This window comes from Mesorhizobium zhangyense, assembly GCF_011045115.1.
GTDB lineage: Bacteria > Pseudomonadota > Alphaproteobacteria > Rhizobiales > Rhizobiaceae > Mesorhizobium_M > Mesorhizobium_M zhangyense.
Window position 1 is genome coordinate 209,635 of the sequence record NZ_JAAKZG010000003.1, and the last position, 23,453, is coordinate 233,087.

The 23,453-nt window shown below is 62.4% G+C and carries 21 protein-coding genes; 4 read left to right on the forward strand and 17 right to left on the reverse strand.

The genetic code is table 11. From position 1 onward, the window contains the following. Nucleotides 1–36: 36 nt before the first annotated feature. Entirely contained in the window at nucleotides 37–522 is a 486-nt protein-coding gene (locus G6N74_RS07855; RefSeq protein WP_165116071.1) for a CreA family protein, read from the reverse strand. Between the two features lie 154 nt (nucleotides 523–676). On the opposite strand from G6N74_RS07855, the gene G6N74_RS07860 reads away from it, so the two are divergent. The 3 genes from G6N74_RS07860 to G6N74_RS07870 all read left to right on the forward strand — a co-directional run bounded on the left by G6N74_RS07860 (nucleotide 677) and on the right by G6N74_RS07870 (nucleotide 2,411). Then, nucleotides 677–838, forward strand: a complete 162-nt coding sequence (locus tag G6N74_RS07860) for a hypothetical protein (RefSeq protein WP_165116073.1) — start codon at nucleotides 677–679, stop codon at nucleotides 836–838. 73 nt (nucleotides 839–911) lie between these two features. Then, nucleotides 912–1,490, forward strand: coding sequence for an SCO family protein (locus G6N74_RS07865; protein ID WP_165116075.1), 579 nt, complete (start codon nucleotides 912–914; stop codon nucleotides 1,488–1,490). A gap of 48 nt (nucleotides 1,491–1,538) precedes the next feature. After that, a complete protein-coding gene (locus tag G6N74_RS07870) occupies nucleotides 1,539–2,411 on the forward strand; it encodes a 50S ribosomal protein L11 methyltransferase (protein ID WP_165116077.1) in 873 nt (290 codons plus the stop codon). Between the two features lies 1 nt (nucleotide 2,412). Here G6N74_RS07870 and G6N74_RS07875 read toward each other — a convergent pair whose 3' ends face one another. After that, nucleotides 2,413–2,583 carry a hypothetical protein gene (locus tag G6N74_RS07875; RefSeq protein ID WP_165116079.1) on the reverse strand — a complete coding sequence of 57 codons (171 nt, stop codon included), beginning with the start codon at nucleotides 2,581–2,583 and terminating at the stop codon, nucleotides 2,413–2,415. A gap of 231 nt (nucleotides 2,584–2,814) precedes the next feature. Here G6N74_RS07875 and G6N74_RS07880 point away from each other — a divergent pair, with 231 nt between their 5' ends. After that, entirely contained in the window at nucleotides 2,815–4,644 is a 1,830-nt protein-coding gene (locus tag G6N74_RS07880) for an aminopeptidase P family protein (RefSeq protein ID WP_165116081.1), read from the forward strand. Between the two features lie 27 nt (nucleotides 4,645–4,671). Here the strand turns inward: G6N74_RS07880 and G6N74_RS07885 are convergent, their stop codons facing one another. The 15 genes from G6N74_RS07885 to murD form a co-directional block, all read right to left on the reverse strand. After that, nucleotides 4,672–4,968, reverse strand: coding sequence for a branched-chain amino acid transport AzlD family protein (locus G6N74_RS07885; RefSeq protein WP_165116083.1), 297 nt, complete (start codon nucleotides 4,966–4,968; stop codon nucleotides 4,672–4,674). Further along, on the reverse strand, nucleotides 4,965–5,711 hold the full coding sequence (locus tag G6N74_RS07890) for an AzlC family ABC transporter permease (RefSeq protein WP_165116085.1): 747 nt from the start codon (nucleotides 5,709–5,711) through the stop codon (nucleotides 4,965–4,967). The genes G6N74_RS07885 and G6N74_RS07890 overlap by 4 nt, the downstream gene beginning before the upstream one ends. A 227-nt stretch (nucleotides 5,712–5,938) precedes the next feature. After that, nucleotides 5,939–8,104, reverse strand: coding sequence for an NAD-dependent DNA ligase LigA (ligA, locus tag G6N74_RS07895; RefSeq protein WP_165116087.1), 2,166 nt, complete (start codon nucleotides 8,102–8,104; stop codon nucleotides 5,939–5,941). A gap of 131 nt (nucleotides 8,105–8,235) precedes the next feature. Then, a complete protein-coding gene (gene recN / locus G6N74_RS07900) occupies nucleotides 8,236–9,912 on the reverse strand; it encodes a DNA repair protein RecN (RefSeq protein ID WP_165116089.1) in 1,677 nt (558 codons plus the stop codon). Nucleotides 9,913–9,927: 15 nt separating this feature from the next. Next, complete coding sequence (locus G6N74_RS07905; RefSeq protein ID WP_165116789.1) at nucleotides 9,928–10,797, reverse strand: outer membrane protein assembly factor BamD; 870 nt, start codon at nucleotides 10,795–10,797, stop codon at nucleotides 9,928–9,930. A gap of 203 nt (nucleotides 10,798–11,000) precedes the next feature. Beyond that, complete coding sequence (gene lpxC, locus G6N74_RS07910) at nucleotides 11,001–11,951, reverse strand: UDP-3-O-acyl-N-acetylglucosamine deacetylase (protein ID WP_165116092.1); 951 nt, start codon at nucleotides 11,949–11,951, stop codon at nucleotides 11,001–11,003. Between the two features lie 283 nt (nucleotides 11,952–12,234). Further along, a complete protein-coding gene (ftsZ, locus tag G6N74_RS07915; RefSeq protein WP_165116094.1) occupies nucleotides 12,235–13,905 on the reverse strand; it encodes a cell division protein FtsZ in 1,671 nt (556 codons plus the stop codon). 70 nt (nucleotides 13,906–13,975) lie between these two features. Further along, a complete protein-coding gene (ftsA, locus tag G6N74_RS07920; RefSeq protein ID WP_165116096.1) occupies nucleotides 13,976–15,286 on the reverse strand; it encodes a cell division protein FtsA in 1,311 nt (436 codons plus the stop codon). Then, nucleotides 15,283–16,224: a cell division protein FtsQ/DivIB gene (locus G6N74_RS07925; protein WP_165116098.1), complete on the reverse strand. Its 942-nt coding sequence runs from the start codon at nucleotides 16,222–16,224 to the stop codon at nucleotides 15,283–15,285. Before G6N74_RS07925 ends, ftsA begins: the two co-directional genes overlap by 4 nt. Then, nucleotides 16,212–17,138, reverse strand: coding sequence for a D-alanine--D-alanine ligase (locus tag G6N74_RS07930; protein WP_165116100.1), 927 nt, complete (start codon nucleotides 17,136–17,138; stop codon nucleotides 16,212–16,214). Before G6N74_RS07930 ends, G6N74_RS07925 begins: the two co-directional genes overlap by 13 nt. 259 nt (nucleotides 17,139–17,397) lie before the next feature. Further along, the gene (murB, locus tag G6N74_RS07935) at nucleotides 17,398–18,363 is read right to left on the reverse strand and encodes a UDP-N-acetylmuramate dehydrogenase (RefSeq protein WP_165116102.1); all 966 of its coding nucleotides are present in this window, start codon (nucleotides 18,361–18,363) and stop codon (nucleotides 17,398–17,400) included. After that, nucleotides 18,360–19,766: a UDP-N-acetylmuramate--L-alanine ligase gene (gene murC / locus G6N74_RS07940; RefSeq protein WP_165116104.1), complete on the reverse strand. Its 1,407-nt coding sequence runs from the start codon at nucleotides 19,764–19,766 to the stop codon at nucleotides 18,360–18,362. Before murC ends, murB begins: the two co-directional genes overlap by 4 nt. Continuing rightward, a complete protein-coding gene (gene murG, locus G6N74_RS07945; protein ID WP_165116106.1) occupies nucleotides 19,763–20,890 on the reverse strand; it encodes an undecaprenyldiphospho-muramoylpentapeptide beta-N-acetylglucosaminyltransferase in 1,128 nt (375 codons plus the stop codon). The genes murC and murG overlap by 4 nt, the downstream gene beginning before the upstream one ends. A 1-nt stretch (nucleotide 20,891) precedes the next feature. After that, nucleotides 20,892–22,046, reverse strand: coding sequence for a putative lipid II flippase FtsW (gene ftsW / locus G6N74_RS07950; protein WP_165116108.1), 1,155 nt, complete (start codon nucleotides 22,044–22,046; stop codon nucleotides 20,892–20,894). Further along, the gene (murD, locus tag G6N74_RS07955; protein WP_165116110.1) at nucleotides 22,046–23,446 is read right to left on the reverse strand and encodes a UDP-N-acetylmuramoyl-L-alanine--D-glutamate ligase; all 1,401 of its coding nucleotides are present in this window, start codon (nucleotides 23,444–23,446) and stop codon (nucleotides 22,046–22,048) included. Before murD ends, ftsW begins: the two co-directional genes overlap by 1 nt. Between the last annotated feature and the right edge of the window lie 7 nt (nucleotides 23,447–23,453).

Sequence of the window (23,453 nt, forward strand, 5' to 3'; positions counted from 1 at the left end):
CCGCCTCGCTTTGCCCCGCAAGCCGGTCGAATTGGCTTACTGCGGCTTGCCGTCGGACCAGACGACGTTCTGGTCGTAGAGCGGGACCGTTGTCACCGCCATCTTCGCCGAACCGTCCTGCACCTGGCGGGAATGGGAGAGATAGATCAGCGTATCGTTCTTCTTGTCGTAGATACGGTTCACCACCTGCTTCTTCCAGATCAGGCTGATGCCCTGCTTGAACACCTCCTCGCCTTCCTCGCTCATGTCGATCTTGCCGATGGTGATCGGCCCGGTCTGGCGGCAGGAGATGGAGGAATCGGACGGGTTTTCGAACCAGTTGCCCTTCTGCAGCCGGTCGACGACGCCGCGGTCGAAATAGGAGATGTGGCAGGTCACGCCTTCGACTGCGGGGTCCTTCACCGCCTCGACGATGATGTCGTTGCCGAGCCAGTCGACGCCGACCCTGCCGACCTCCTGCGCGGACGCTGGCGCGACCGCGCCAACGAGAAGAGCAACAGCACCGTACAAAGCCAGACGCATGAAAACCTCCTGCAAGGAAAAATTCCGTTCGCAACAATTGGGGCAGCGCAAGCCAGCTTGCAAGCCCAAGGCCGAAAGTGCCGGCCTCTGCGCCCACCGCCAGCGGCATCATGGCCTCTTTTTCGAGCTCGCCACAAAGACTATGTTACCGCCAATGAGACAGCGCCTTTCGGCTCCGGTGGCGACGACCGCAAAGATCATCCTCGGCACGGCGGCTTTTGCCGCTCTGGCTGGCGTGGCCTTTGCCGCGTGGATGGAGAACGGGGCAGCGATCTTCATGGCCACGGTGGAAGCCGGGCTTGCCTGGTGTTTCTAGATCGCGCCCCGGGAAAGATCGCAGTCGAACAAAAAAACGATAGATTCAGGTTTACGGGCGGAAATTCCATATCATGATGCGTGCAATCCTCGTTGGCATACTGGTTCTCATGGCTGCCGGCATCGGCTGGCTCACCTTCGACTGGTACCAGACCCGCCACGGCGGCGAGCCCTATGGCGCGCCGTTCACGCTTACCGACCAGAAGGGCCAGCCGATTACCGAGGCGGCGTTCCGCGGCCAGCCGACGGCGCTGTTCTTCGGCTTCACGCATTGCCCGGAGGTCTGCCCGACGACACTGTTCGAAATGGACGGCTGGCTGAAGAAGATCGGCAACGAAGGCAAGGACATCAAGGTCTACTTCATCTCCATCGATCCGGAGCGCGATACACCCGAAATCATGAATTCCTATGTCAGCAACGTCTCCGACCGCGTAACCGGCATCACCGGCGCGCCGGACAAGGTTGCGGCCATGGCCAAGGCATTCGGCATCTACTCGAAAAAAGTGCCGCTCGAAGGCAGCGACTACACGATGGATCATACCGCTTCCGTGCTGCTGCTCGACGGCAAGGGCGACTTCTTCGGCACAATCGCTTACGGGGAAAGCGGCGACACGGCTGTAGCCAAGCTGAAACGGCTTGCGGGCAAGGGCTGAAACGTTCAAAAGCGGGCGACGCTTCCTCTCTTCCGATCGCGAAATTCCATGACCCAGACACGCCTCCATCTGACGGCCGGGCGCGCCGAAGCCAACCGCATCTTCGTTGCTTTCGAAACCGAGTTCGAGGAGGACGGCTTCCCGATCGCCGTGCTGGAACAGGACGAGGAGCGCGACATTCAGGAAGTGTCGATCTACGCCGATGGCGATATCGATGATGCCGAGCGCCGCATGCGCCAGGTGCTCGAGGGCCTGTCGCTGCAAAAGACGATCGAGCGCGAAATCCTGCCCGATACGGACTGGGTTGCGCTGTCACTCGAAGGCTTGAAACCGGTTCGCGCCGGACGCTTTTTCGTCCACGGCGCGCATGACCGAGACAAGCAGCGGCCCGGCGAACTGTCGATTGAAATCGAGGCCGGGCTTGCCTTCGGCACCGGCCATCACGGCACGACATCCGGCTGTCTGGACGTTCTGGAGACCGTGGCGCGGCGCGAGCGGCCAAGGAATGCGCTCGACCTCGGCACCGGCAGCGCAGTTCTCGCTATTGGCTTGGCGAAATTCGCACATATTCCGGTGCTGGCGACAGACATCGATCCGATTGCGACAAAAGTCGCGGCGGACAATGCGCGGCTGAATGGTGTCTCGGCCTATGTCGAAGCGTACACCGCGCCGGGCTTTCACCACCCGATCTTCGCCGCGCGCGGCCCCTTCGACCTGATCGTCGCCAATATCCTGGCGCGGCCACTGATGAAGCTCGCGCCGCAGATGGCGCATCACCTCGTTCCCGGCGGTTCGATCGTCCTTTCAGGCATTCTGGAGCGGCAGCGCAATGCAGTTCTGGCCGCTTACATCGGCCAGAACTTTCGCCATGTGCGCACCCTGGCCCGCGAAGGCTGGGTGACGCTTCACCTGAAGCGGTGAGTTACACGAACGAGTAGGAGCTGCCGCGCTTCTTCAGGTCTTCGCGGGTAAAGCCATTAGCCTTCAGCGTATCGTCGTCAAGCGACAGAAGCGCGCCATTGACATAGCGCGCAGCTTCGCGCTGGCGCGCTTCCATCAAGGCGTTGATTGCAGCTTTGAAAAATCCGGACATCTTATTCCCCTGGTTGAAACATCAACCTCCCGACAACCAAGGTAGGACTGGTCGCGGCTGACTTACAGACACGATTTTGCATTGCACCCATACATTTTTGCATGTGCGAACAGAATTGTGCATCGCACCATTCCGGCAAGCCCCGGATCAAACCGGACGCGTTGCAAGCATCAACCCACCCGGATAGGTTTGCGCGACGCGAAGCATTGAGCACCGGAAGGCACGAAAGTCATGTTCCAGACGTTTGAGACCGCCGGAGATCCGACCAGCGCGCCCGCGCGCGTGGCGAAATTGCGCGAATGGCTCGCGAGCCACGATCTCGACGGCTTTCTGGTGCCCCGCGCCGACGAACATCAGGGCGAATATGTTGCCGTTCGCTCGGAGAGGCTGCGCTGGCTGACTGGCTTCAGCGGCTCCGCCGGAGTAGCGCTGATTCTTAAGGATCGCGCCTTCATCTTCGTCGATGGACGCTATCAGTTGCAGGTGCGCGAACAGGTCGATCTCGGCATCTTCGCCATCGAAAGCCTGATCGACAATCCGCCCGCCGCCTGGATCAAGGACAATCTCGGCAAGGGCGCGCGGCTGGGCTTCGACCCATGGCTGCACACCGTCGGCGAGGTTCAGGCGCTCAAGAAAGCTGCCGAGAAAAACGGCGCAACCCTTGTGGCGCTCGACGTCAATCCAATCGACGAAATCTGGGCGGACCAGCCCGAGCAGCCCATGGCGGCGGTCGACATTCACCCCATCGAATTCGCGGGTGAACTGGCCAAGGAAAAGCTCGCCCGCCTCGCCGAAGCCCTTTCAAAACAGGGCGCCACCCACTGCGTGCTGACCGACCCTTCGTCGATTGCCTGGGCCTTCAACATTCGCGGCAATGACGTGCCGCACACGCCGCTGGTGCTGGGCTTCGCCATTCTGGCGGCGGACGGCAAGCACCTGCTCTTCATCGACAAGCGCAAGTTGCCGCGGAAGGTGCAGGCCTATCTGACCCAGCTTTGCGACCTCCGCGCCCCCGACGCACTCACGGGCGACCTCGCCAAACTCGCGAAATCCGGCGCGAAAATCGCTCTCGATCCCGCTTTGGCCGCCGAAAAGCTGCGTGCGATCATCGAGGAGAATGGCGGCACCGTCGTCTCGGAAGCCGATCCCGCCCGCCTGCCCCGCGCCACCAAGAACCAGGCCGAACTGCAGGGCGCGCGCGCAGCGCACCGCCGCGACGGGGCCGCTGTGGCAAAACTGCTCTGCTGGCTCGATGCGCAAAAGCCCGGCACGATGGATGAGATCAAGCTGGTCACCCAGCTTGAGGAAGCCAGGCGGACAGTCGGCGAGGAAACGCAGATGCCGCTTCGCGACGTGTCATTCGACACGATCTCGGGCGCCGGTCCGAACGGCGCCATCATGCACTACCGCGTTTCGAAAGCGACCAACCGCAAGCTTGGCGACGGCGAACTTTTCCTGCTCGATTCAGGCGCGCAATATCAGGACGGCACCACCGACATCACCCGCACCGTGGCCATCGGCCAGTCGACCGACGAGATGCGCGAACGCTTCACCCTCGTCCTGAAGGGTATGATCGGCATTTCGACTTTGCGCTTTCCGGTCGGGACTCGCGGTTCGGAAATCGACGCGGTGGCACGCATGGCGCTGTGGAAGCACGGCCTTGATTATGCCCATGGCACCGGTCACGGCGTCGGCTCTTATCTGGCCGTCCATGAGGGGCCGCAGCGCATTTCGCGAACCGGCACGGAAAAGTTCCTGGAAGGCATGATCCTGTCCAACGAGCCCGGCTACTACAAGGAAGGCCACTACGGCATCCGCATCGAGAATCTTATTCTCGTGACCGCCGCCAAACCGGTCGAAGGTGGTGACCTGCCGGTGCATGAATTCGAGACGCTGACGCTCGCCCCGATCGACCGCCGGCTGGTCAGGCCTGACCTGCTGGCGCACGAGGAGCTTGTCTGGCTGAACGCCTATCACGCCCGCGTGCTGGCCGAGATCGGACCGATGGTGGATGGCGAAACGCTGAAATGGCTGGAACAGGCGACCGCGCCGATTTCATAGGCGCGATCATCAAAAACAAATAGCGCTTCAGCCCATGAAATGGCGCAGCGCGATCAGAACCGCAGCACCCGCCAGGAACATCGGCATCAGCCCGCTCCGCAGCGAAACGATGCCTGCGACCAAAAGTGCTGCCAGTTCCGCCGGCCCTGCCGAAATGGCGGCAGGCGCCACCAGCGTCGTCAACACAGCAGCAGGCACGGCATCCAACCCGGCCTCGATGCGCGGATGGACGCGTTCGAAGCGCGACAGAACGAGGTGGCCGCCAATGCGCGTGAGATAGGTCATCGCAGCACCGGCAAGGATGATCCAGACTGTCGTGCTCACAGGGTTTCACTCCGCTCGGAGGTTTCGGACTGATCGGATTTCTTGATCGGCATCACCGCGGCAAGCAGGATGCCGGCAACCGCGCCGATAGAGACATGCCAGGGCGACCCGACCGTCTTGTAGGCAATGATCGAAACGATCGCGCTGGTAATGACGATCGGCAGCCACAAGGGCCGCTTGCGAAAGCCCATGACAAGGCCGAGGAAATAAATCGGCAGCAGGAAATCGAGCCCGAAGGCGTGCGTGTCGGGTATCAGCTTGCCGAACTGCGCGCCGAGCGCTGCTTCCGCAACCCAGCAAACATAGACCGGCAATGCCATGCCCATATACCAGGCGAAGGAAACGTCTTCGCCACGTTCGCCCTTCGCTTCCGCGCCGGCATATTGCGGATCGGTGAGAAAGAAAAAGCCGATCGCCTTCTGGGCGAGTGGCCAATGGCGAATGCGCCGCCCGAGTGCTGCCGAATAAAGCACATGACGGAAGTTCACCGCAAAGATCGAAAACACGATGAGAGCCGGCGCCAGCTTCTGGCCGAAAAGCTCGATACCGACCATCTGGCTCGCGCCGGCATAGACGGTCGCGCTCATCAGCACGGCTTCGAAGACGCTGAAACCCTGTTCGGCGGCAAGCGCCCCGAAAAGAAGGCCGAACGGCGCAGAAGCCACCACAATGGGAACGCCCATTTGAAAACCGCGCCAAAACCCGCTCGCACGAGCGCCCTCGGAAATGGCTTCGCTGGACATGGCTACTCCCTAAAGCATCGGACCGAAAAGTGGGTACCCGTTTTCGGAATATTCGGATGCTCATTCAAAGTGTCAGATCGTCCTTTGTGCGTCCGAAGGGGCGCACGGCGATCTAGGAAAGAAAGTCTATTTAGGTCGGCAGGACCCGCAAGTCATATGAATTCGCTTGAGCCAGCGATCAGGGAAAATGATGCTCCTGCCGGCGAGGATTAGTTAATTCGAACGGGTTAGGGCCGCTGCCCTACCCTTTCGAACCACCCATCCTCGTCGATAACCTCAATGCCGAACTCGGTCGCCTGCTTCAGTTTCGACCCCGCGCCCGGCCCGGCAACGACCAGATCGGTCTTCTTCGAAACGGAGCCCGAGACCTTCGCGCCGAGCCTTTCGGCCATCGCCTTGGCCTCGTCGCGCGACATCTTTTCGAGCGAGCCGGTGAAGACGACCGTCTTGCCGGCGACGGGACTGGAACTCGCCACCGGCGCTTCCATGGCCTGCGGCGTCACTTCCTTCAGCAGCCTGTCGATAACCTCGACATTGCGCGGCTCCTTGAAGAACTCGACGAGCGCGCGCGCCACGACCTCGCCGATACCCTCGATGTTGTTGAGGTCTTCCCAGGCATCCCCCGAGAGGGCAGCGGCCTGCTTCATCGCCGCCTCGAAGGCTTCGTAGGTGCCGTAAGCGCGGGCGAGCAGCTTCGCGTTCGTCTCGCCGATATGGCGGATGCCGAGCGCGTAGATGAAGCGGTTGAGCGCAATGCTCCGCCGCTCGTCGATGGCGTCGAACAGCTTTTTGACGCTCACCTTGCCGAAACCATCGATGTTCTCGAGCTTGGTGAGCTGCGACGTTTCCTGCCGCTGCTTCAGCGTGAAAATGTCGGGCGCAGTGCGCACCTTCAGCGCCTCGTCCTCGCTTTCGAAAAAGAAGTCGATCTGCTTCGCGCCAAGCCCCTCGATATCGTAGGCCGCGCGCGAGACGAAATGCTTCAGATGCTCGACCGCCTGCGCGCGGCAGACGAAACCGCCGGTGCAGCGGGTGACGGAGTCCAGCTTGCCGGTTTTCTCGTTCTTCTCGCGCACCGCATGGCTGCCGCAGATCGGGCATTTCTTCGGGAATTCATAGGGCACGGCATCCGCCGGGCGCTTCTCCATGATGACGTCGAGCACCTGCGGAATGACGTCGCCGGCCCGCTGGACGATCACCGTGTCGCCGATGCGGATATCGTGCTCCTCCTCGCGGATGCGCTCGCCCGAATTGCCGATACCCCTGATGTAGTCCTCATTGTGCAGCGTCGCATTGGTAACGACGACGCCGCCGACCGTGACCGGCGTCAGCCGCGCCACCGGCGTCAACGCGCCGGTGCGGCCGACCTGGATGTCGATCTTCTCCACATGGGTAAAAGCCTGCTCGGCGGGGAATTTATGCGCCGTCGCCCAGCGTGGCGAACGCGAGCGAAAGCCGAGACGCTCCTGCAGGTCCAGCCTGTCGACCTTGTAGACGACGCCATCGATCTCATAGTCGAGATCCGGGCGCTGGAGACCGATCTCGTTATAGTGGGCAATGATGTCTTCGACCGCATTCAGCCGCTTCATCAGCGGATTGACCGGAAAGCCCCATTCCCTGAACTTTTCCACCATGCCCATCTGGGTGTCGGCGGGCATTTCGGACATCTCCCCCCAGGCATAGGCGAAGAATTTCAGGTTGCGGCTGGCCGTCACCTTGGCGTCGAGCTGGCGCAGCGATCCCGCCGCCGTGTTGCGCGGGTTCACATAGGTCTGCTTGCCTTCCGCTTCCATCTGCGCGTTGAGCGCGAGAAAATCGCTCTTGCGCATATAGACCTCGCCGCGCACCTCGACGACATCGGGGGCGCCGGCCGGCAAGCGGTTCGGGATTTCCTGGATGGTCTTGATGTTTTCGGTGACGTTCTCGCCGGTCGTCCCGTCGCCACGGGTCGCGGCATTCACCAACCGGCCCCGTTCATAGCGGATCGACATCGAAAGGCCGTCGATCTTCGGTTCGGCGGTGAAGGCGATCGACCCGTCTGGCAACTGGCCGAGGAAACGGTAGACGGAGCCGACGAAATCACGCACGTCCTCATCGGAAAAGGCGTTGTCGAGAGACAGCATCGGCCGCGAATGGGTAATCGACGCAAAGGTCGGAAGCGGCGCCGCGCCGACCCGGATCGACGGGCTGTCGGCGCGGATAAACTGCGGAAACAGCTTCTCGATCGCGTCGTTGCGCCGCTTCAATGCGTCGTAGGCGGCATCGGAGATTTCCGGCTCGTCGTGACCGTGATAGCGCTCGTCATGGTGGGCGACCTCTGCCGCAAGCCGGGCAAGCTCGGCCTCGGCTTCGGCTTCGGTCAAATCCTCGACGGGCTTGGCGGTCACTGACATGGCTTGAGAATCCGGCTGATATTGCGGTGGCTACACTAGCCGAAGAGACAAAGGGACGGCAGTCTTTTTAGCAAAAGATCGTGCCGAAACAGCAACCTGCTGACATCGCCGGAATCAGTTCGTGAAGGGCCTCAGGATGCGGCGGCCGTATTTTCCCGCAACAGACGCTCGGCGGCGGCCCGCGCTTCGTCGGTGATCGTCGCCCCAGCCAGCATACGCGCGATCTCTTCCTGCCGCGAGCCGCGATCCATCTCGGCGATGCTGGTCGAGACCTGCTCTTTGCCGCCGGACTTGGCGATAAGGAAATGCGTGCCGGCGCGCGCGGCAACCTGCGGCGCATGGGTGACCGACAGAACCTGGACCCGATTGGCCAGCCGCGACAGGCGTTGCCCGATCGCATCGGCCACGGCACCGCCCACGCCCGTGTCGATTTCGTCGAACACCAGCGTCGGTGCAGAGCCGCGATCGGCAAGCGCCACCTTCAGCGCCAGCAGGAAGCGGGAAAGCTCGCCGCCCGACGCTATCTTCATCATCGGGCCGGGCTTGGTGCCGGGGTTGGTGCGCACCCAGAACTCGATCAGGTCGATGCCCTCCTCCAGCCGATTGCCGGCCTCGGTGCTCATCTCGACGATGAACTCGGCACGCTCGAGCTTCAGCGCCGGCAATTCGGCCATCACCGCGTTGCGCAGACCGATCGCCGCCGTCTTGCGCAACTCCGAAAGATTTGCCGCCACAGCGTCGTAGGCATCGCGCGCGGCCACAGCCTGCTTTTCAAGCACATGCAGGCGCTCTTCGCCGGCATCGAGATCGGCGAGATCGGCCGACATCGTATCGCGCAGGCGCGCCAGATCGTCGACCGGCACATTGTGCTTGCGCGACGCGGCGCGCAGCGCAAACAGTCGCTCTTCCGCATTCTCCAGACGCTTCGGATCATATTCTGTGGCGCGCAAGGCGGCATCGACGCCCGACTGCGCGGCGTCCAGCGACAGCATAGCTTCGTCCAGAGATTTCACGACATCATCGAGCAGGCCGGGGACTTCCGATGCCTTGCGCTGCAAGCGCCTGAGCAAACTTGCCAATTGCGGCAACGGCGAGTTCTGGCCGGAAAGCACATCCTGCGCGTCCTGGATTTCGCCGGCGATCTTTTCAGCCCGCATCATCGTCGTGCGGATCTCTGCCAGCTCGGTTTCCTCGCCCGGTTGCGGGTCGAGTTGGGAGAGTTCGGCGACGGCTGCACGCAGATAATCAGCCTCGCGCGCGGCAGCCTCGACGCGCGCGCGATGCCGCGCCAGCTCCTGTTCGCAGTCACGCCAGCGCCGCCAGGTCTCGCCACAGGCACGCGCCTCGCCGATATGGCCGCCAAAGGAATCGAGCAGTTCGCGATGAGCGCTCGCGTCTACAAGGGCGCGCTCGTCATGCTGGCCGTGGATCTCGACCAGCGCGCGGCCGATATCGCGCATCAAGGTGACGCTGGATGGCTGGTCGTTGACGAAGACGCGCGTGCGCCCGTCCGCCGTCTGCACCCGGCGCAGGATGATGTCGCCGTCGTCGTCCAGCGCGTTGTCGATCAGAATCTGCCGGGCAGGATGATTGCGCGGCACGTCGAACACAGCCGACACCTGCCCCTGCGCCGCACCATGGCGGACGAGCGATGCGTCGCCGCGGGCACCCAGTGCCAGCGACAGCGCGTCGAGAAGAATGGATTTGCCTGCGCCCGTCTCGCCGGTGAGCACGGAAAGGCCCGGCGAGAAATCAATGTCCAGCCGCTCGATCAGCACGATATCGCGGATAGACAGTCTGGAAAGCATCGACGCCCGCTTTGATCAGGCGCCGGTTATAAGCTTTCCGGCCTTGGAAATCCACGAGCCGGCGTTTTCACGTGGCTCCAGACCATTGGTCTGCAGCAGCTTGTAGGAATCGCGATACCACGGGCTGTCCGGGTAGTTCTGCCCAAGAACGGCGGCTGCTGTCTGCGCTTCCGAGGTCAGGCCCATCGCGTAATAGGCTTCGGTCAGACGCGCGAGCGCTTCTTCGGCCTGACGGGTATTGGAGTAATTCTCGACCACGTAGCGGAAGCGCTTCACCGCAGCGATATATTCGCGGCGTTCGAGATAATAGCGGCCGACCTGCATCTCCTTGCCGGCGAGCTGGTCGCGCGCAAAGCGCACCTTTTCCTTGGCGTCGTCGACATATTCCGAATCAGGCCAGCGGGTAACCACTTCCTGCATCGCCTCGATGGCGCGGCGCGATTCCTTCTGGTCCTGCGTCACGTCCTTGATCTGGCGGAAATAGCACAGACCGATGATGTACTGGGCATAGGCCGCGTCGGGCGTCGACGGGTAGAGCGCGAGATAGCGCTTCGCCGAATTGATCGAGTCGTCATAATTGCCCTGGCGGTAATTGGCGAAAGCGCCCATCACCATCGATTTACGGGCATATTCCGAATAGGGATGCTGACGGTCGACCGCATCGAACTTGCGGCTTGCTTCTTTCAGGCGGCCGGAATTCAGATTGGCCAGGCCCTGATTGTAGAGAACATCGGCTGGTTCGGTCTGCTCGACATAGGTCGACAGATCGAGGTCCTTTTCGGAAGACATGCAGGCCGAAAGGAGAAGCGGCGCGGAAAGCACCGAAAGCGCCAGGAAGGCAGCGCGCGCCGGCTGATTCGACTGTGCAGCTCGCTGGAAAAACATGATCGGATTCGGCCCTCTCGCCATGATTATACTCATCGCCCCGCAGTCATAGACCACAACTGCCCTTGAACGGCAACGCTATCGTCCGGCAATGGTGCATTTTTGTGGCAGGCTCAGGCTTTCGCCATAATCAGCCTGTGGACGATGCGTTATCGTCACACAAGTCCTGCTTTTCAGGCCTCGGGGCTAGCCCCCGGCGTGCCTCAAAGCACCCAGGGCGCGTAGACTGGAGCGTTTACGGCGATCATTTCTGCCGAACGGCCACGTTCGCGGCGAGTCGTCTCGACGATCTCGAAGGCCGAACGATCCGACAGCAGGCGGCGAAGCGCAGCTGCATTCATCCGGTGACCGCCGCGATAGGAACGGAAGCAGCCGATGAAGCGCGCGCCGGCAAGCGACAGGTCGCCCATGGCGTCCAGCGTCTTGTGCCGCACGAATTCGTTGGGATAGCGCAGACCTTCGACGTTGATGATGCGGCTGTCGTCGCCGATCACCACGGAATTTTCCAGCGAAGAGCCGAGCGCATAGCCGGCAGCCCACAGGCGCTCGACATCCTTCATGAAACCGAAGGTGCGCGCGCGTGCGATCTCGGTGCGGAACATGTCCGGATTGACGTCCGCCGCGAAGGACTGGCGGCCGATGGCCGGGTTTTCGAAATCGATCTCGACCTCGAAGCGCGTTCCGGCATAGGGGCGGAATTCGGCCCAGGAGGCCCCCGCCTCGATGCGAACAGGCTTCAGGATGCGAACGTAGCGGCGCTTGGCAGAAAGCGTCTCGATGCCGGCCTGATCGATGGCTTCGACGAAACGGATGGCGCTGCCGTCGAGGATCGGCACTTCATTGCCGTCGATCTCGATGATGAGATTGTCGATGCCCAGACCGAACAGCGCGCCCATGACGTGCTCGACGGTGGCGACATGATAGCCGGCGGGATCGCCGAGCATGGTGCATAGATCGGTGCTGCCGACTTCGGAAACGAGCGCGCGCAGGTCGCGCGTGGCTTCGCCCTCACCGACATGGTGGAACACGATACCCGTGTCCGCATCGGCAGGCAGAAAGTGCAGAGTGACCGGTTTACCGCTGTGGACGCCAACCCCGGAAAGCGTCGCGCGCGATTTCAATGTCGTCTGATAGTCGTGCAAGTGAATCCCCATGTGCCCGTTTAGCGCGTGTCTGTCACGCCAGTCCAGAGGGGCGTTGCTCTCGTGTCTGTCGGCATACGGGAACAGTTCCCCGCAGATTCGCGCACACCGACTCCATTCGAGACGGAAGATAGTGACGCGCGGGGAAGACTCCAAATCACGGTTTTTTACCCCGTGTTACGGCGAATTAAGAGGCCCTTAACACACCAAGCATTTGTTTTCATTCAATTTAAAAAGTTAACGGGCAGGCGCTCACGCGCCTGCCCGTTAATATCTGTTACATTCCGTTAACGGTTCAGTTGGCTTGCCGGCGCAGGAATGCCGGAATCTCCAACTGATCGTCTTCCTGCACGGCCCGCTGCTGCGGCGCGAGGCGGCCATGTTCGTCAAGCTGGCCACGGCGCGGCGCGTAGAGCGACGGGTCCTGGCTGGCCGCGCGGCGCAGCTCCGGAGCCTGCTGGCGCAGCTTCGGTTCGCGCGGCTGTGCCGGCTGCAGGCGTGCGGGCTCTTCCTCGCGGCGGGTCAGGCCGTTGGTCAGGCGCTTCAAGAGGCTCATCGGGCCGCTTTCGTGATGCTGCTCGGGAGCACGGGCCTTGGCTTCCACTTCGGCTTTCACCAGCGGCGGAAAGTCTTCGACACGCGGCATCCGGGGCTGAGCGGCGGCCACCGGCTGCTGAGGCAGTTCACGCAGCTGCACAGGAGCTGCCATCGGCTGCTGCTGGACCGGCTGCGGCTGGGGAGCGGCAGGCGGCGGAGCCTGGAACAGCTTGCTCTGCGGGCGGAAATCGTCCTGAACGGCGACCGGGCGGGGTGCTGCCATTGCGGCGGCATTCGCTTCGGCCATGCGGATCGCATCGGCCACCGGATCGGCAGCGCGCGGCGCTTCCTGGACGACCTGCTGCACGGGGGCCGCTGGACGCTGCTCGACAATTGCCGCCGGACGCGGCGCCGGCTTCATCGGCGGGCGGATGGCGATCGGGGCGGCTGCGATTTCGGCAGCCGTCTTGTCGATGCCGGTCGCCACGACCGAGACGCGGATGACGCCTTCGAGTTCCTCGTCGAAGGTCGCACCAAGGATGATGTTGGCATCCTGGTCGACTTCCTCGCGGATACGGGTTGCCGCTTCGTCGACTTCGAACAGGGTGAGGTCGCGGCCGCCGGTGATCGAGATCAGCAGGCCCTTCGCACCCTTCATCGAGGTCTCGTCGAGCAGCGGGTTGGCGATCGCAGCCTCGGCAGCGGCCATCGCGCGGCCCTCGCCCGAAGCTTCGCCGGTGCCCATCATCGCCTTGCCCATCTCGCGCATCACCGAACGGACGTCGGCGAAGTCGAGGTTGATCAGGCCTTCCTTGACCATCAGGTCGGTGATGCAGGCAACGCCCGAATAGAGCACCTGGTCGGCCATGGCGAAGGCGTCGGCGAATGTCGTCTTGTCATTGGCGAGCCGGAACAGGTTCTGGTTCGGAATGACGATCAGGGTATCGACGCACTTCTGCAGTTCCTCGATGCCCATATCCGCCGTCTTCATGCGGCGCTGGCCTTCGAAATGGAACGGCTTGGTGACGACGCCGACGGTGAGGATGCCCTTTTCGCGCGCTGCGCGGGCAACGACAGGAGCAGCACCCGTACCAGTGCCACCGCCCATGCCGGCGGTGACGAAGCACATATGGGTGTTCGTCAGATGATCGATGATCTCGTCGATGCACTCTTCGGCGGCGGCGCGACCGACCTCAGGCTGGGAACCCGCGCCGAGACCCTCGGTAACGTGGGCGCCAAGCTGGATCAGGCGATCGGCCTTCGACATCGTAAGCGCCTGGGCATCGGTGTTGGCCACGACGAATTCGACGCCGCGAAGTCCTGCGGTGATCATGTTGTTGACTGCGTTGCCGCCGCCGCCGCCGACACCGAAAACGGTGATGCGCGGCTTCAGCTCGGTTATGTCCGGCTTTTGCAGATTGATCGTCATTGTCCTTGTCCTTTTCGCCTTTCCCGCCGCTTCGCCGCCGCGGCCGTTATGGGGCAATCCCCGTCAAACTCTAGAAACTGTCTCTCAACCACTGACTCATGCGATGCAGTTTTCCGCCCGTCCCGGTCATGCGTAGTCCAGAAATCCCACTCGTCTTATTGATCTCGAAGCCCGCCACTTGCGGGTAGATCAGAAGGCCCACCGCCGTTGCGAACGCCGGTCCTTTTGCCGCCTCCGGCAACCCGGCCACGCCGAGCGGCCGGCCGATGCGCACATTGCGGCCCAGAATGCGGCGCGCCGCTTCCGGCAGACCGGCAAGCTGGCTTGCGCCACCCGTCAGCACGACTCGCTTGCCGGCGGCATTGCCGTAGCCTGATTTGTTCAGCCGGTCGCGCAGTATTTCCAGCGTCTCTTCGATGCGGGCACGGATGATGCGCGTCATCACCGAGCGCGGCACCTGAAGCGGCACTTCGGTATCATCGGCGCCGATCGGCTGGACGGTGACCAGATCGCGATCGTCAGCGCTGCCGGGCAGCGCCGAACCATGCATCACCTTCAGCCGCTCGGCATCGTCAAGGCGCGTCGAGAGGCCCTTGGCCATATCCATGGTGACGTGGCTGCCGCCGACCGGGATGGCGTCGGCGTAAACGAACTTGCCATCGGCAAAGAGCGAGATGGTGGTCGTGCCGCCGCCCATGTCGATGCAGGCCGCACCCATTTCGAGCTCGTCATCGACGAGTGCGGCAAGCCCGCTTGCATAGGGCGTTGCAACCATACGCTCGACCGAAAGATGCGAGCGGTTGATGCAAAGCTCGAGATTGCGCAGCGGCGCGGAATCGCCGGTCAACACATGCATATCGACGCCGAGCGTGTCGCCGACCATGCCGCGCGGATCGCGCACGCCGCGTTCGGCATCGAGCGAAAATGCCACCGGTAGCGAATGAACGACCTCGCGCTCGGCCTTCAGCGCCTGCTTTGCGCCGGCTGCCAGAACGCGCTTGATGTCGCCGGCCGAAGCTTCGTGTCCGCCGAGATTGATCGTTGCCGAAAAGGTTTCGCTCTTCAGCCGGCCTGCGGTGAGATTGACGATGAGCGAGTCGACGGTAAGTCCAGCCATGCGCTCGGCAGCATCGACCGCCAGCCGCACGGCATGCTCAGCGCGATCCAGATCGACGACCACGCCAGACTTCACGCCCTGCGATTTCTGATGGCCGATGCCGATGACCTTGGCCTGGTGGGTGCGGCCGCGCAGCAACTGGCTTTCGGGCGCAGGCTTGAGCTTGGCGACCACACAGCAGACCTTGCTGGAGCCGACATCGAGCACGGTGACGATACCGGAGCGGTGGGCAGAGCCGTCTTTTGGACCGCCGAGCAAGCTCATATTCTTTTCTCCAGCTTGCTCTTGGGTGATTTCAGAAGCTCTTTGAGCGCAGCTTCGCGGCGCTCGACCGCCTCGGGCGTGAGCTGCACGACCAGCCGGTCGGAGAGGCGCATGTCGACGCCGGCTATGTCGCGGGACAGCAGGCCGGTGTCGTGGTCCATCTTGACGAGATCGGCGAGCGCGGTGTCTTCGCCATATTCCGGCAGCTTGACGGTGATGCCGTTTTCAAGCCGCAGATCCCAGCGACGCTCGGAAACCCGGACATAACCCTTTACCCGCGAGGCCAGCTCCGGAAACTGCTTGATCTTGGCGATAAAGCCGGAAGCGCACTCGGCCGCACCATAACCGACGACCAGCGGCAGCGCGACATGGCGACCACCCGAGAACGGCGCAATCACATTGCCGTTTTCCTCGACGATCGAAAGCTGGCTGCCATGCTGCCAGATGGCGAAGGCCTTGCGCTCCTCGATCTTCACTTCAAGCGTGTTGGGATAGATCTTGCGGACCGAAGCAACCTCGACCCAGGGCAGCTTGGCAATGCGCTCACGCGCTTCATCGGCATCGAAGCCGATCAGCGACGTCCAGCCGTCAAGCTCCAGCTTGTCGAGGACATCGATCTCCGAAGTCTCGCGATGGCCGACCACCTTGATCTGATCGACGGCAAAGCCGCTGCGCGCGGTGATGCCCTGCACGAGAGCCGGCATATGCCCGCCAACATAGGCGCCATAGAGGCCGCTCGCTGAAAGAAAGATCGCCGAGGCAATCGTCGCGGAAAACGGCGGCGGCGTGAAATCGCCCTGACCCAGCCGCGCGAACAGGCGCACCGGCCGGCGCAGCAAGCGCGGAAGCACGAAGCCGTCGATAGAGAAGGACATGCCAAACAGGCCCGGCTTTGCCGAACCCATCCTTCTCACCTGCCCCGACCTCAACGCGAACACGAAGCGTCCTCCACCATCCAACTCAACAACTCACCGAACGAATGCCCGGCCTGGGCAGCAATCTCGGGCACCAGCGACGTCGGCGTCATACCCGGCTGGGTATTCACTTCGAGCCAGATAAGCTCGCCATTTTCGGAATGGCGATCGTCGTAGCGGAAGTCCGACCGGGAGACGCCCCGGCACCCGATTGCTTGGTGAGCCTTAAGCGCCAGTGTCTGTATTTTTTGGTAAATATTTAGTGAAATTTTAGCGGGAACCTCGTGTTTTGACCCACCCGCAACGTATTTTGAATCATAATCATAGAAGGAATGGCCGGTCGGGACGATCTCGCAGACCCCCAGAGCCACATCGCCCATGACAGCACAGGTCAGCTCGCGACCATGCACGTAGCGCTCGACCATGACCGTGCCGCCAAATTTCCATTCGGGCGAACCAATGATCTGCGGCGGATGCGACTGATCCTCCTTGACGATCACGACGCCGAAGCTCGATCCTTCGCTGACCGGCTTGACCACATAAGGCGTACTCATCGGGTGTTTGTTGCCGATCGAAAAACGATCCACGATCTTCGATTCCGCGACCGGAATGCCGACAGCCTTCGCCACCCGCTTGGCCTGCTCCTTGTTCATGGCAAGAGCTGAAGCAAGCACGCCGGAATGCGTGTAGGGAATGGCGAGATATTCGAGAATGCCCTGGATCGTACCGTCTTCGCCGAACGGGCCATGCAGCGCATTGAAGACGACATCCGGCTTCAGTTCAGCAAGGACAGAACATACGTCACGCCCGACATCGACCCGCGTGACGCGGTAGCCGACAGCCTCAAGCTCATCCGCGCATGAATTTCCGGAAGACAAGGAAACGGGCCGTTCGGACGAGAACCCTCCCAACAATACGGCCACGTGTTTAGGCGTCATAGTTTCTGCAATCCCCTCACCGAACCCGACTTCGGCTTAAGCCTTTTCCGAATTGAATCCGCCCACTCCGGCAGGTTACCCCCCAGACGGAAACGCGTCGAACGCGCGGGAACGACTCAAATCAGGAAACGCTTTTGTCCAAAGAATCAGAGAGTTGACTCTGTGGCAAGCCCCAAGGATTCGAGTTGATTCAATTTATGTAAATTTAGGTCGATTGTGATCACGCTGCACGTTTTTGGAGCAGGCAAATCACGCCTTGCTAAAGTAGCTGCCCCAGGAATTCCTGCACCTCGTGATCGGGCTTGAAATTGCCGATGCGCTTGATCTCCCAGTGCAGGCGAATGCCGGAGTTCTCAAGCACGCGCGCCCGAACCGTCTCGCCGAGATATTCGAGATCGTAACCGGTGGCATGGCCGGTGTTGATCATGAAGTTGCAATGCATCGGCGACATCTGCGCACCGCCGATCATCAAGCCACGGCAGCCGGCCTTGTCGATCTCCTTCCAGGCCGATGTGCCTTCCGGATTCTTGAAGGTCGATCCACCGGTCTTCTCGCGGATCGGCTGGACGGTCTCGCGATGATGCTGGACGGCATCCATCGCAGCGCGGATAGTTTCGCGATCCTCCTTGTAGCCCTCGAAAAGCGCCGAGGTGAAAATCAGGCCCGCGGCTGCCGAGGAGTGCCGGTAGGCGTAGCCCATCTCCTCGTTCGACAGCGTGTGAAGATTGCCTTGCCGGTCGAGCGCGCGAACCTCGACGACACGCTCACGTGTCTCGACGCCGTTGGCGCCGGCATTCATGCGCAACGCCCCACCGATCGCCCCGGGGATGCCATGGTAGAAATGGAAGCCGCCAATGCCGGCCTCCAGCGCCACGGCCGCCACGCGCTTGTCAGGCGTGGACGCGCCCGCTTTTATGCGTGTTTCAGAAATGACCTCGGCCTCGCCGAACCCCTTTGCCGAAAGCCGCACGACAAAACCCGTTATGCCGCCTTCTCGCACAAGAAGGTTCGAGCCGATGCCGACGATCGTCAGCGGGATATCTTCAGGCACCGCCTTCAGGAAAGCCGCGAGATCGTCTTCGTCGGCGGGCTGGAACAGGGCGTCCGCAGGTCCACCGGCGCGGAACCAGGTGATCTTGTCCATTTCAGCGTCAGGCGTGATGCGGCCCCGCAAACCGGCAAGCCGGTCGCCAAGCCTGGCAAGAAGCGCTGCGCCTTTCGTCATGCCGTATCCCCGCCGAGTTCCTTCGGCAACGCATAAGCCCATTGCGTGATGTTGCCCGCACCCAGAAAGATGACGAAATCACCCGGCTTTGCAAGTTCACGCACGATCGGCGCGATGGCAGTGGGACCTTCGATGTGACGTGCGTCGCGATGGCCGCCGGCGCGAATGCGCGAAACCAGCGTTTCCGAATTGGCACCCTCGATCGGGTCTTCGCCCGCAGCATAGACCGGGGCGACCATCACCGTATCCGCATCGTTGAAGCAGGCGGAGAAATCGTCGAACAGGTCGTGCAGGCGCGTGAAGCGATGCGGCTGGGCAATGGCGATGACCCGGCCGCTCGTCGCATCCCGCGCCGCCCGCAGCACGGCCTTGATCTCGACCGGATGGTGGCCGTAATCGTCGAATATCTGCACGCCGTTCCAGCTTCCCGTCGGCGTGAAGCGGCGCTTGACGCCGCCGAAGGACGACAGGCCCTTCTTGATGTCTTCAGGCGTCAGGCCGAGTTCGTGGGCAACGGCGATGGCTGCGGTGGCATTGGAAACATTGTGCCGGCCTGGCATCGGCAGGCGCAGGTCGGAGATGATTGTTTGTTCGGCGGTCTTGCGGTCGCGGATGACCACGTCGAACAAGGAAGCCGCGCCATCCATGCGGTGGCGCGTGAAGCGCACATCGGCCTGCGTGTTCTCGCCATAGGTGATGACACGGCGGTCCTCGATGCGCGACACCAGCGCCTGCACTTCCGGATGGTCAGTGCACATCACGCCGAAGCCGTAGAACGGAACGTTCTCCACGAACTGCCGGAACGCCTCGCGCACCTTGTCGAAGGAGCCGTAGTGATCGAGATGCTCGGGATCAATATTGGTGACCACGGCAATGTCGGCCGGCAGCTTCAGGAAGGTGCCGTCGCTTTCGTCGGCCTCCACCACCATCCACTCGCCCTCGCCCATGCGGGCGTTCGTGCCATAGGCGTTGATGATGCCGCCATTGATGACCGTCGGATCGAGCCCGCCCGCGTCGAGCAGCGTGGCGACCATCGAGGTCGTCGTCGTCTTGCCGTGCGTGCCGCCGATGGCGACCGATTGCCGGAAGCGCATCAGCTCGGCCAGCATCTCGGCACGGCGAACGATCGGCAGCAGCTTTTCGCGCGCCGCGACCAGTTCGGGATTGGTTTTCTTGATTGCCGTCGAAACGACGACGACCTCGGCATCGCCGAGGTTTTCGGCCTTGTGACCGACGAAGCACTCGATGCCCTTGTCGCGCAGGCGCTGGACGTTAGCGCTGTCGGACTGGTCGGAGCCCTGCACCTTGTAGCCGAGATTGTGCAGCACCTCGGCAATACCGCTCATGCCGATGCCGCCAATGCCGATGAAATGCACAAGGCCGATCGTCTGCCGCATCTTCATGGCCGCATCCCTTCTTTTATGTCTTCAATCCGTTTCCTCGCCGCAATAGCCTCTGTGAGGTCGGCAAGCAACCGCACCGCGTCCGGTTTGCCGGCTGACTTCGCAGCCGTGGCCATCGCCACCAGGCGGTCAGGCTCCGTCATCAGCCCGGCGATCAGGCCGGAGAGGACTTCGGTCGTCAGCGTCGCCTGCTGGTGCACCTCCGCCCCGCCCAAGGCAGAGAGCGTCGCGGCATTCGCAGCCTGATCGTGGTCGAGCGCATAGGGAAACGGCACCAGCAAGGACGGGCGGCCGATGACAGCGATCTCGGAAACCGTCGAAGCGCCGGAACGGGCAATCACCAGATGCGACGACGCCATTCGCGCCGCCATGTCGGTGAAGAACGGCAGCACATTCGCTTCGATGCCGAGCTCGGCATAAGCAGCGGTAACGCGAGCGACATCCTCGGCACGGGCCTGTTGCGTGATGACCAGCCGCTTGCGCAAAGCCTCAGGAAGAGCAGCTATCGCCGGCGGGACCGCATCGGAAAAGAACAGCGCGCCCTGGCTGCCGCCGAAAACCAGCAGGCGGAAAGGCTCGCCCTCAAGCGGAGTCGCATAAGCGGTGCGCGCAGCTTCCAGCACGGCCGGGCGGACGGGATTGCCGGTAATGACGGTCTTGTCGCCGAAACTGCTGGCAGCCTCATCCAGGAAGCCGCCGGCTATTGCCGTCGCATTTGCCGCCAGCGCGCGATTGGCGCGCCCCATCACCGCGTTCTGCTCGTGGATTATCGTCCTCACGCGACGGCGCGTCGCGGCATAGACCGGAGGCAAGGTCGGATAGCCGCCGAAGCCGATGACCACTTCCGGTTTCAGCCTTCGGATCAGTGCCGATGATTGCCTGAAGCCACGCCAGATCGTCCAGAAAGACGCCAGCACCTTGAACGGGTTGCGCGAACCGATCGTTGCCGACGCAATGGGATGAACAGCCTTGGCCGGAAAATTGCCGGCATAGCGTCCCGCGCGGTCGTCGGTGGCAAGATGCACATCCCAGCCCCGCGCCTTCAGTTCATGCGACAAGGCCTCAGCCGGAAAGAGATGGCCGCCGGTACCGCCGGCGGCAAGAAGTATTGTCCCCCTCGCCATGTCATTCCGCCGGCATGGCGTGCTGGGAAAGCCCGGAGAAGCCGACCTGCTTGCGCTTTTCCGGCCGTTTTCGCGTCAGGGCCAGCACCATGCCCATGGAGATGGCGATCGCGATCAGCGAGGAACCGCCATAGGAGATGAAGGGCAAGGTCATGCCCTTGGCAGGCATAAGCTGCAGGTTGACGCCCATATTGATGACCGACTGAAAGCCGAACACGACGACCAGGCCGGCCACCGCGTAGCGGGTGAAATCGTCCTGCTCCTTCAGCGCCGTGTTCAGCCCGCGCAGCACGATGAAGGCGAACAGGAACATGATGGCAAAGCACAGCACGATGCCGAATTCCTCACCGGCAACGGCAAAGACGAAGTCGGCATGGCTATCCGGGATGATCCGCTTGACGGTGCCCTCGCCCGGTCCGACGCCGAACCAGCCGCCATTGATGACCGCCTCGCGGCCCATGTCGACCTGGAACGTGTCGCCCTCGCCGGTGACGAAACGGTCGATACGGCCGGCGACGTGCGGGAAGATCGTATAGGCTGCGACCGCCCCGCCGGCACCGAGTGCGCCGAGCACGACGATCCACAGCCATGGCATGCCGGCCATGAAGAACATCACGCCCCATGTGCCGAGCGCCAGCATCGTCTGGCCAAGGTCCGGCTGCGCCACCAAAAGGGTCACGACGACGCCGAGCAGGATCATGGCGAAGAGGTTACCCGGAATGTCGGGCTGGCGCGCGTGCTCGGCGAAAAGCCAGGCGCAGACGATGACGAAGGCCGGCTTCAAAAACTCCGAAGGCTGGATCGAAACGCCGGCAAAGGACACCCAGCGCCGCGCACCCTTGACCTCGACGCCGATGTAGAGAACCGCCACCATCAGCACCAGCGAGATGCACAGCATGATCAGCGCCATGCGCCTCACCTCGCGCGCTTCAAGGAAGGACACCGCGAGCATCACCGCCAGTGCCGGCAGCGTGAAGAAAATCTGCCTTGTGGCGAAGTGGAAACTGCCGAGCCCGATGCGCTCGGCCACCGCCGGGCTAGCCGCAAATGACAGGATGATGCCGAGGCCCATCAAGGACAGGAAGGCAGCGAGAAACCAGCGATCGATCGTTCGCCACCAGATTGCGACCGGGCTTTTGTCCAGACGGCTTGCCATCAGCGTGTCCCTCCAATGGGCTTTATTCTCTCGAGCGCGCCGACGGCCTCCTTGAAGGCTGCGCCGCGTATTTCGAAATTCTTGAACTGGTCGAAGCTCGCACAGGCCGGCGACAACAGGACGACCGCCTCACCGGCATCGTCGAGTGCTGCGTCGCGTGCGGCATGCTCCACCGCCGAAGCAAGCGTCCCGGCAATCTCATAAGGCACCGCCTCGCCCAGCGTCGCGGAAAAGGCGGGCGCCGCCTCGCCGATCAGATAGGCCTTGGCGATGCGCGGAAAGAAGCTGCGCAGCGGCTCGATGCCGCCTTCCTTCTGCAGGCCGCCGGCAATCCAGTAGATGCGTGAAAAGCTCGACAGCGCAGGCGCTGCCGCATCGGCATTAGTCGCCTTGGAATCGTTGATGAACAGAACATGGTCGCGGCGGGCCACCTGCTCCATGCGATGGGCAAGGCCCGGAAAGCTTTCGAGGCCGGATTGTATCTCGCCGAGATCGAGGCCGATCTTCATGCAGGCGACGACTGCCGCAAGCGCGTTCTGCGCATTGTGCTGCCCGCGCAGCGAGCCGATGCCTTCAAGGAAGCCAATGCGGCTGAACCGGCCGTGTTTGGCTTCCATCAGATTGGTGCCATCGGCGAAATAGCCGTCGGTCAGCGGCAAGCGCTTGGAGATGCGCACGACGTCCTTGCCGGCCTTTTCCAGGCGGTCGGCGATCTGGGCGCAATATATGTCATCGACGCCGATTATGGCGGTCTCGCTACCGGCGACCAGCCGCTCCTTGATCGAAGCATAATGCTGCATCGTGCCGTGACGATCGAGATGATCGGGCGTCAGATTGAGCAGGATGCCCGCAGTCGGGTTGATCGAAGGTGCCAGATCGATCTGATAGGACGAACACTCGACCACGTAGTTGCGGTCGCTCTTCGGCGGGTCGAGCGTCATGACGGCGCGGCCGATATTGCCGCCCATCTGCGTATCGCGGCCGGACGCCTGGATGATATGGGCGGTCAGTGCCGTGGTCGTCGATTTCCCATTGGTGCCGGTGATCGCGATGAAGGGCGAATCGGGCGCGCGCGCCATGCGCTCGCGAGCGAACAGTTCGATGTCGCCGATGACCTCGACGCTAGCGCCACGCGCCAGTTCCACCGTCCAGTGCGGTTTTGGATGCGTCAGCGGAACGCCGGGCGACAGGACGAAGGAGGAAAAGCCGGCCCATCCGGCCTGACGCAGGTCGCCGGTGTTGATTCCGCTGGCGGCAGCGTTGGCGACACTTTCGGGGTTGTCGTCCCAGGCGAGCACATCCGCTCCACCTTCGATAAGCGCGCGCGCCGTCGCGATCCCCGAGCCGCCAAGCCCGAAGAGCGCTACACGCTTGCCGCCGAACGAGCGCGCTGGAATCATGAAACCC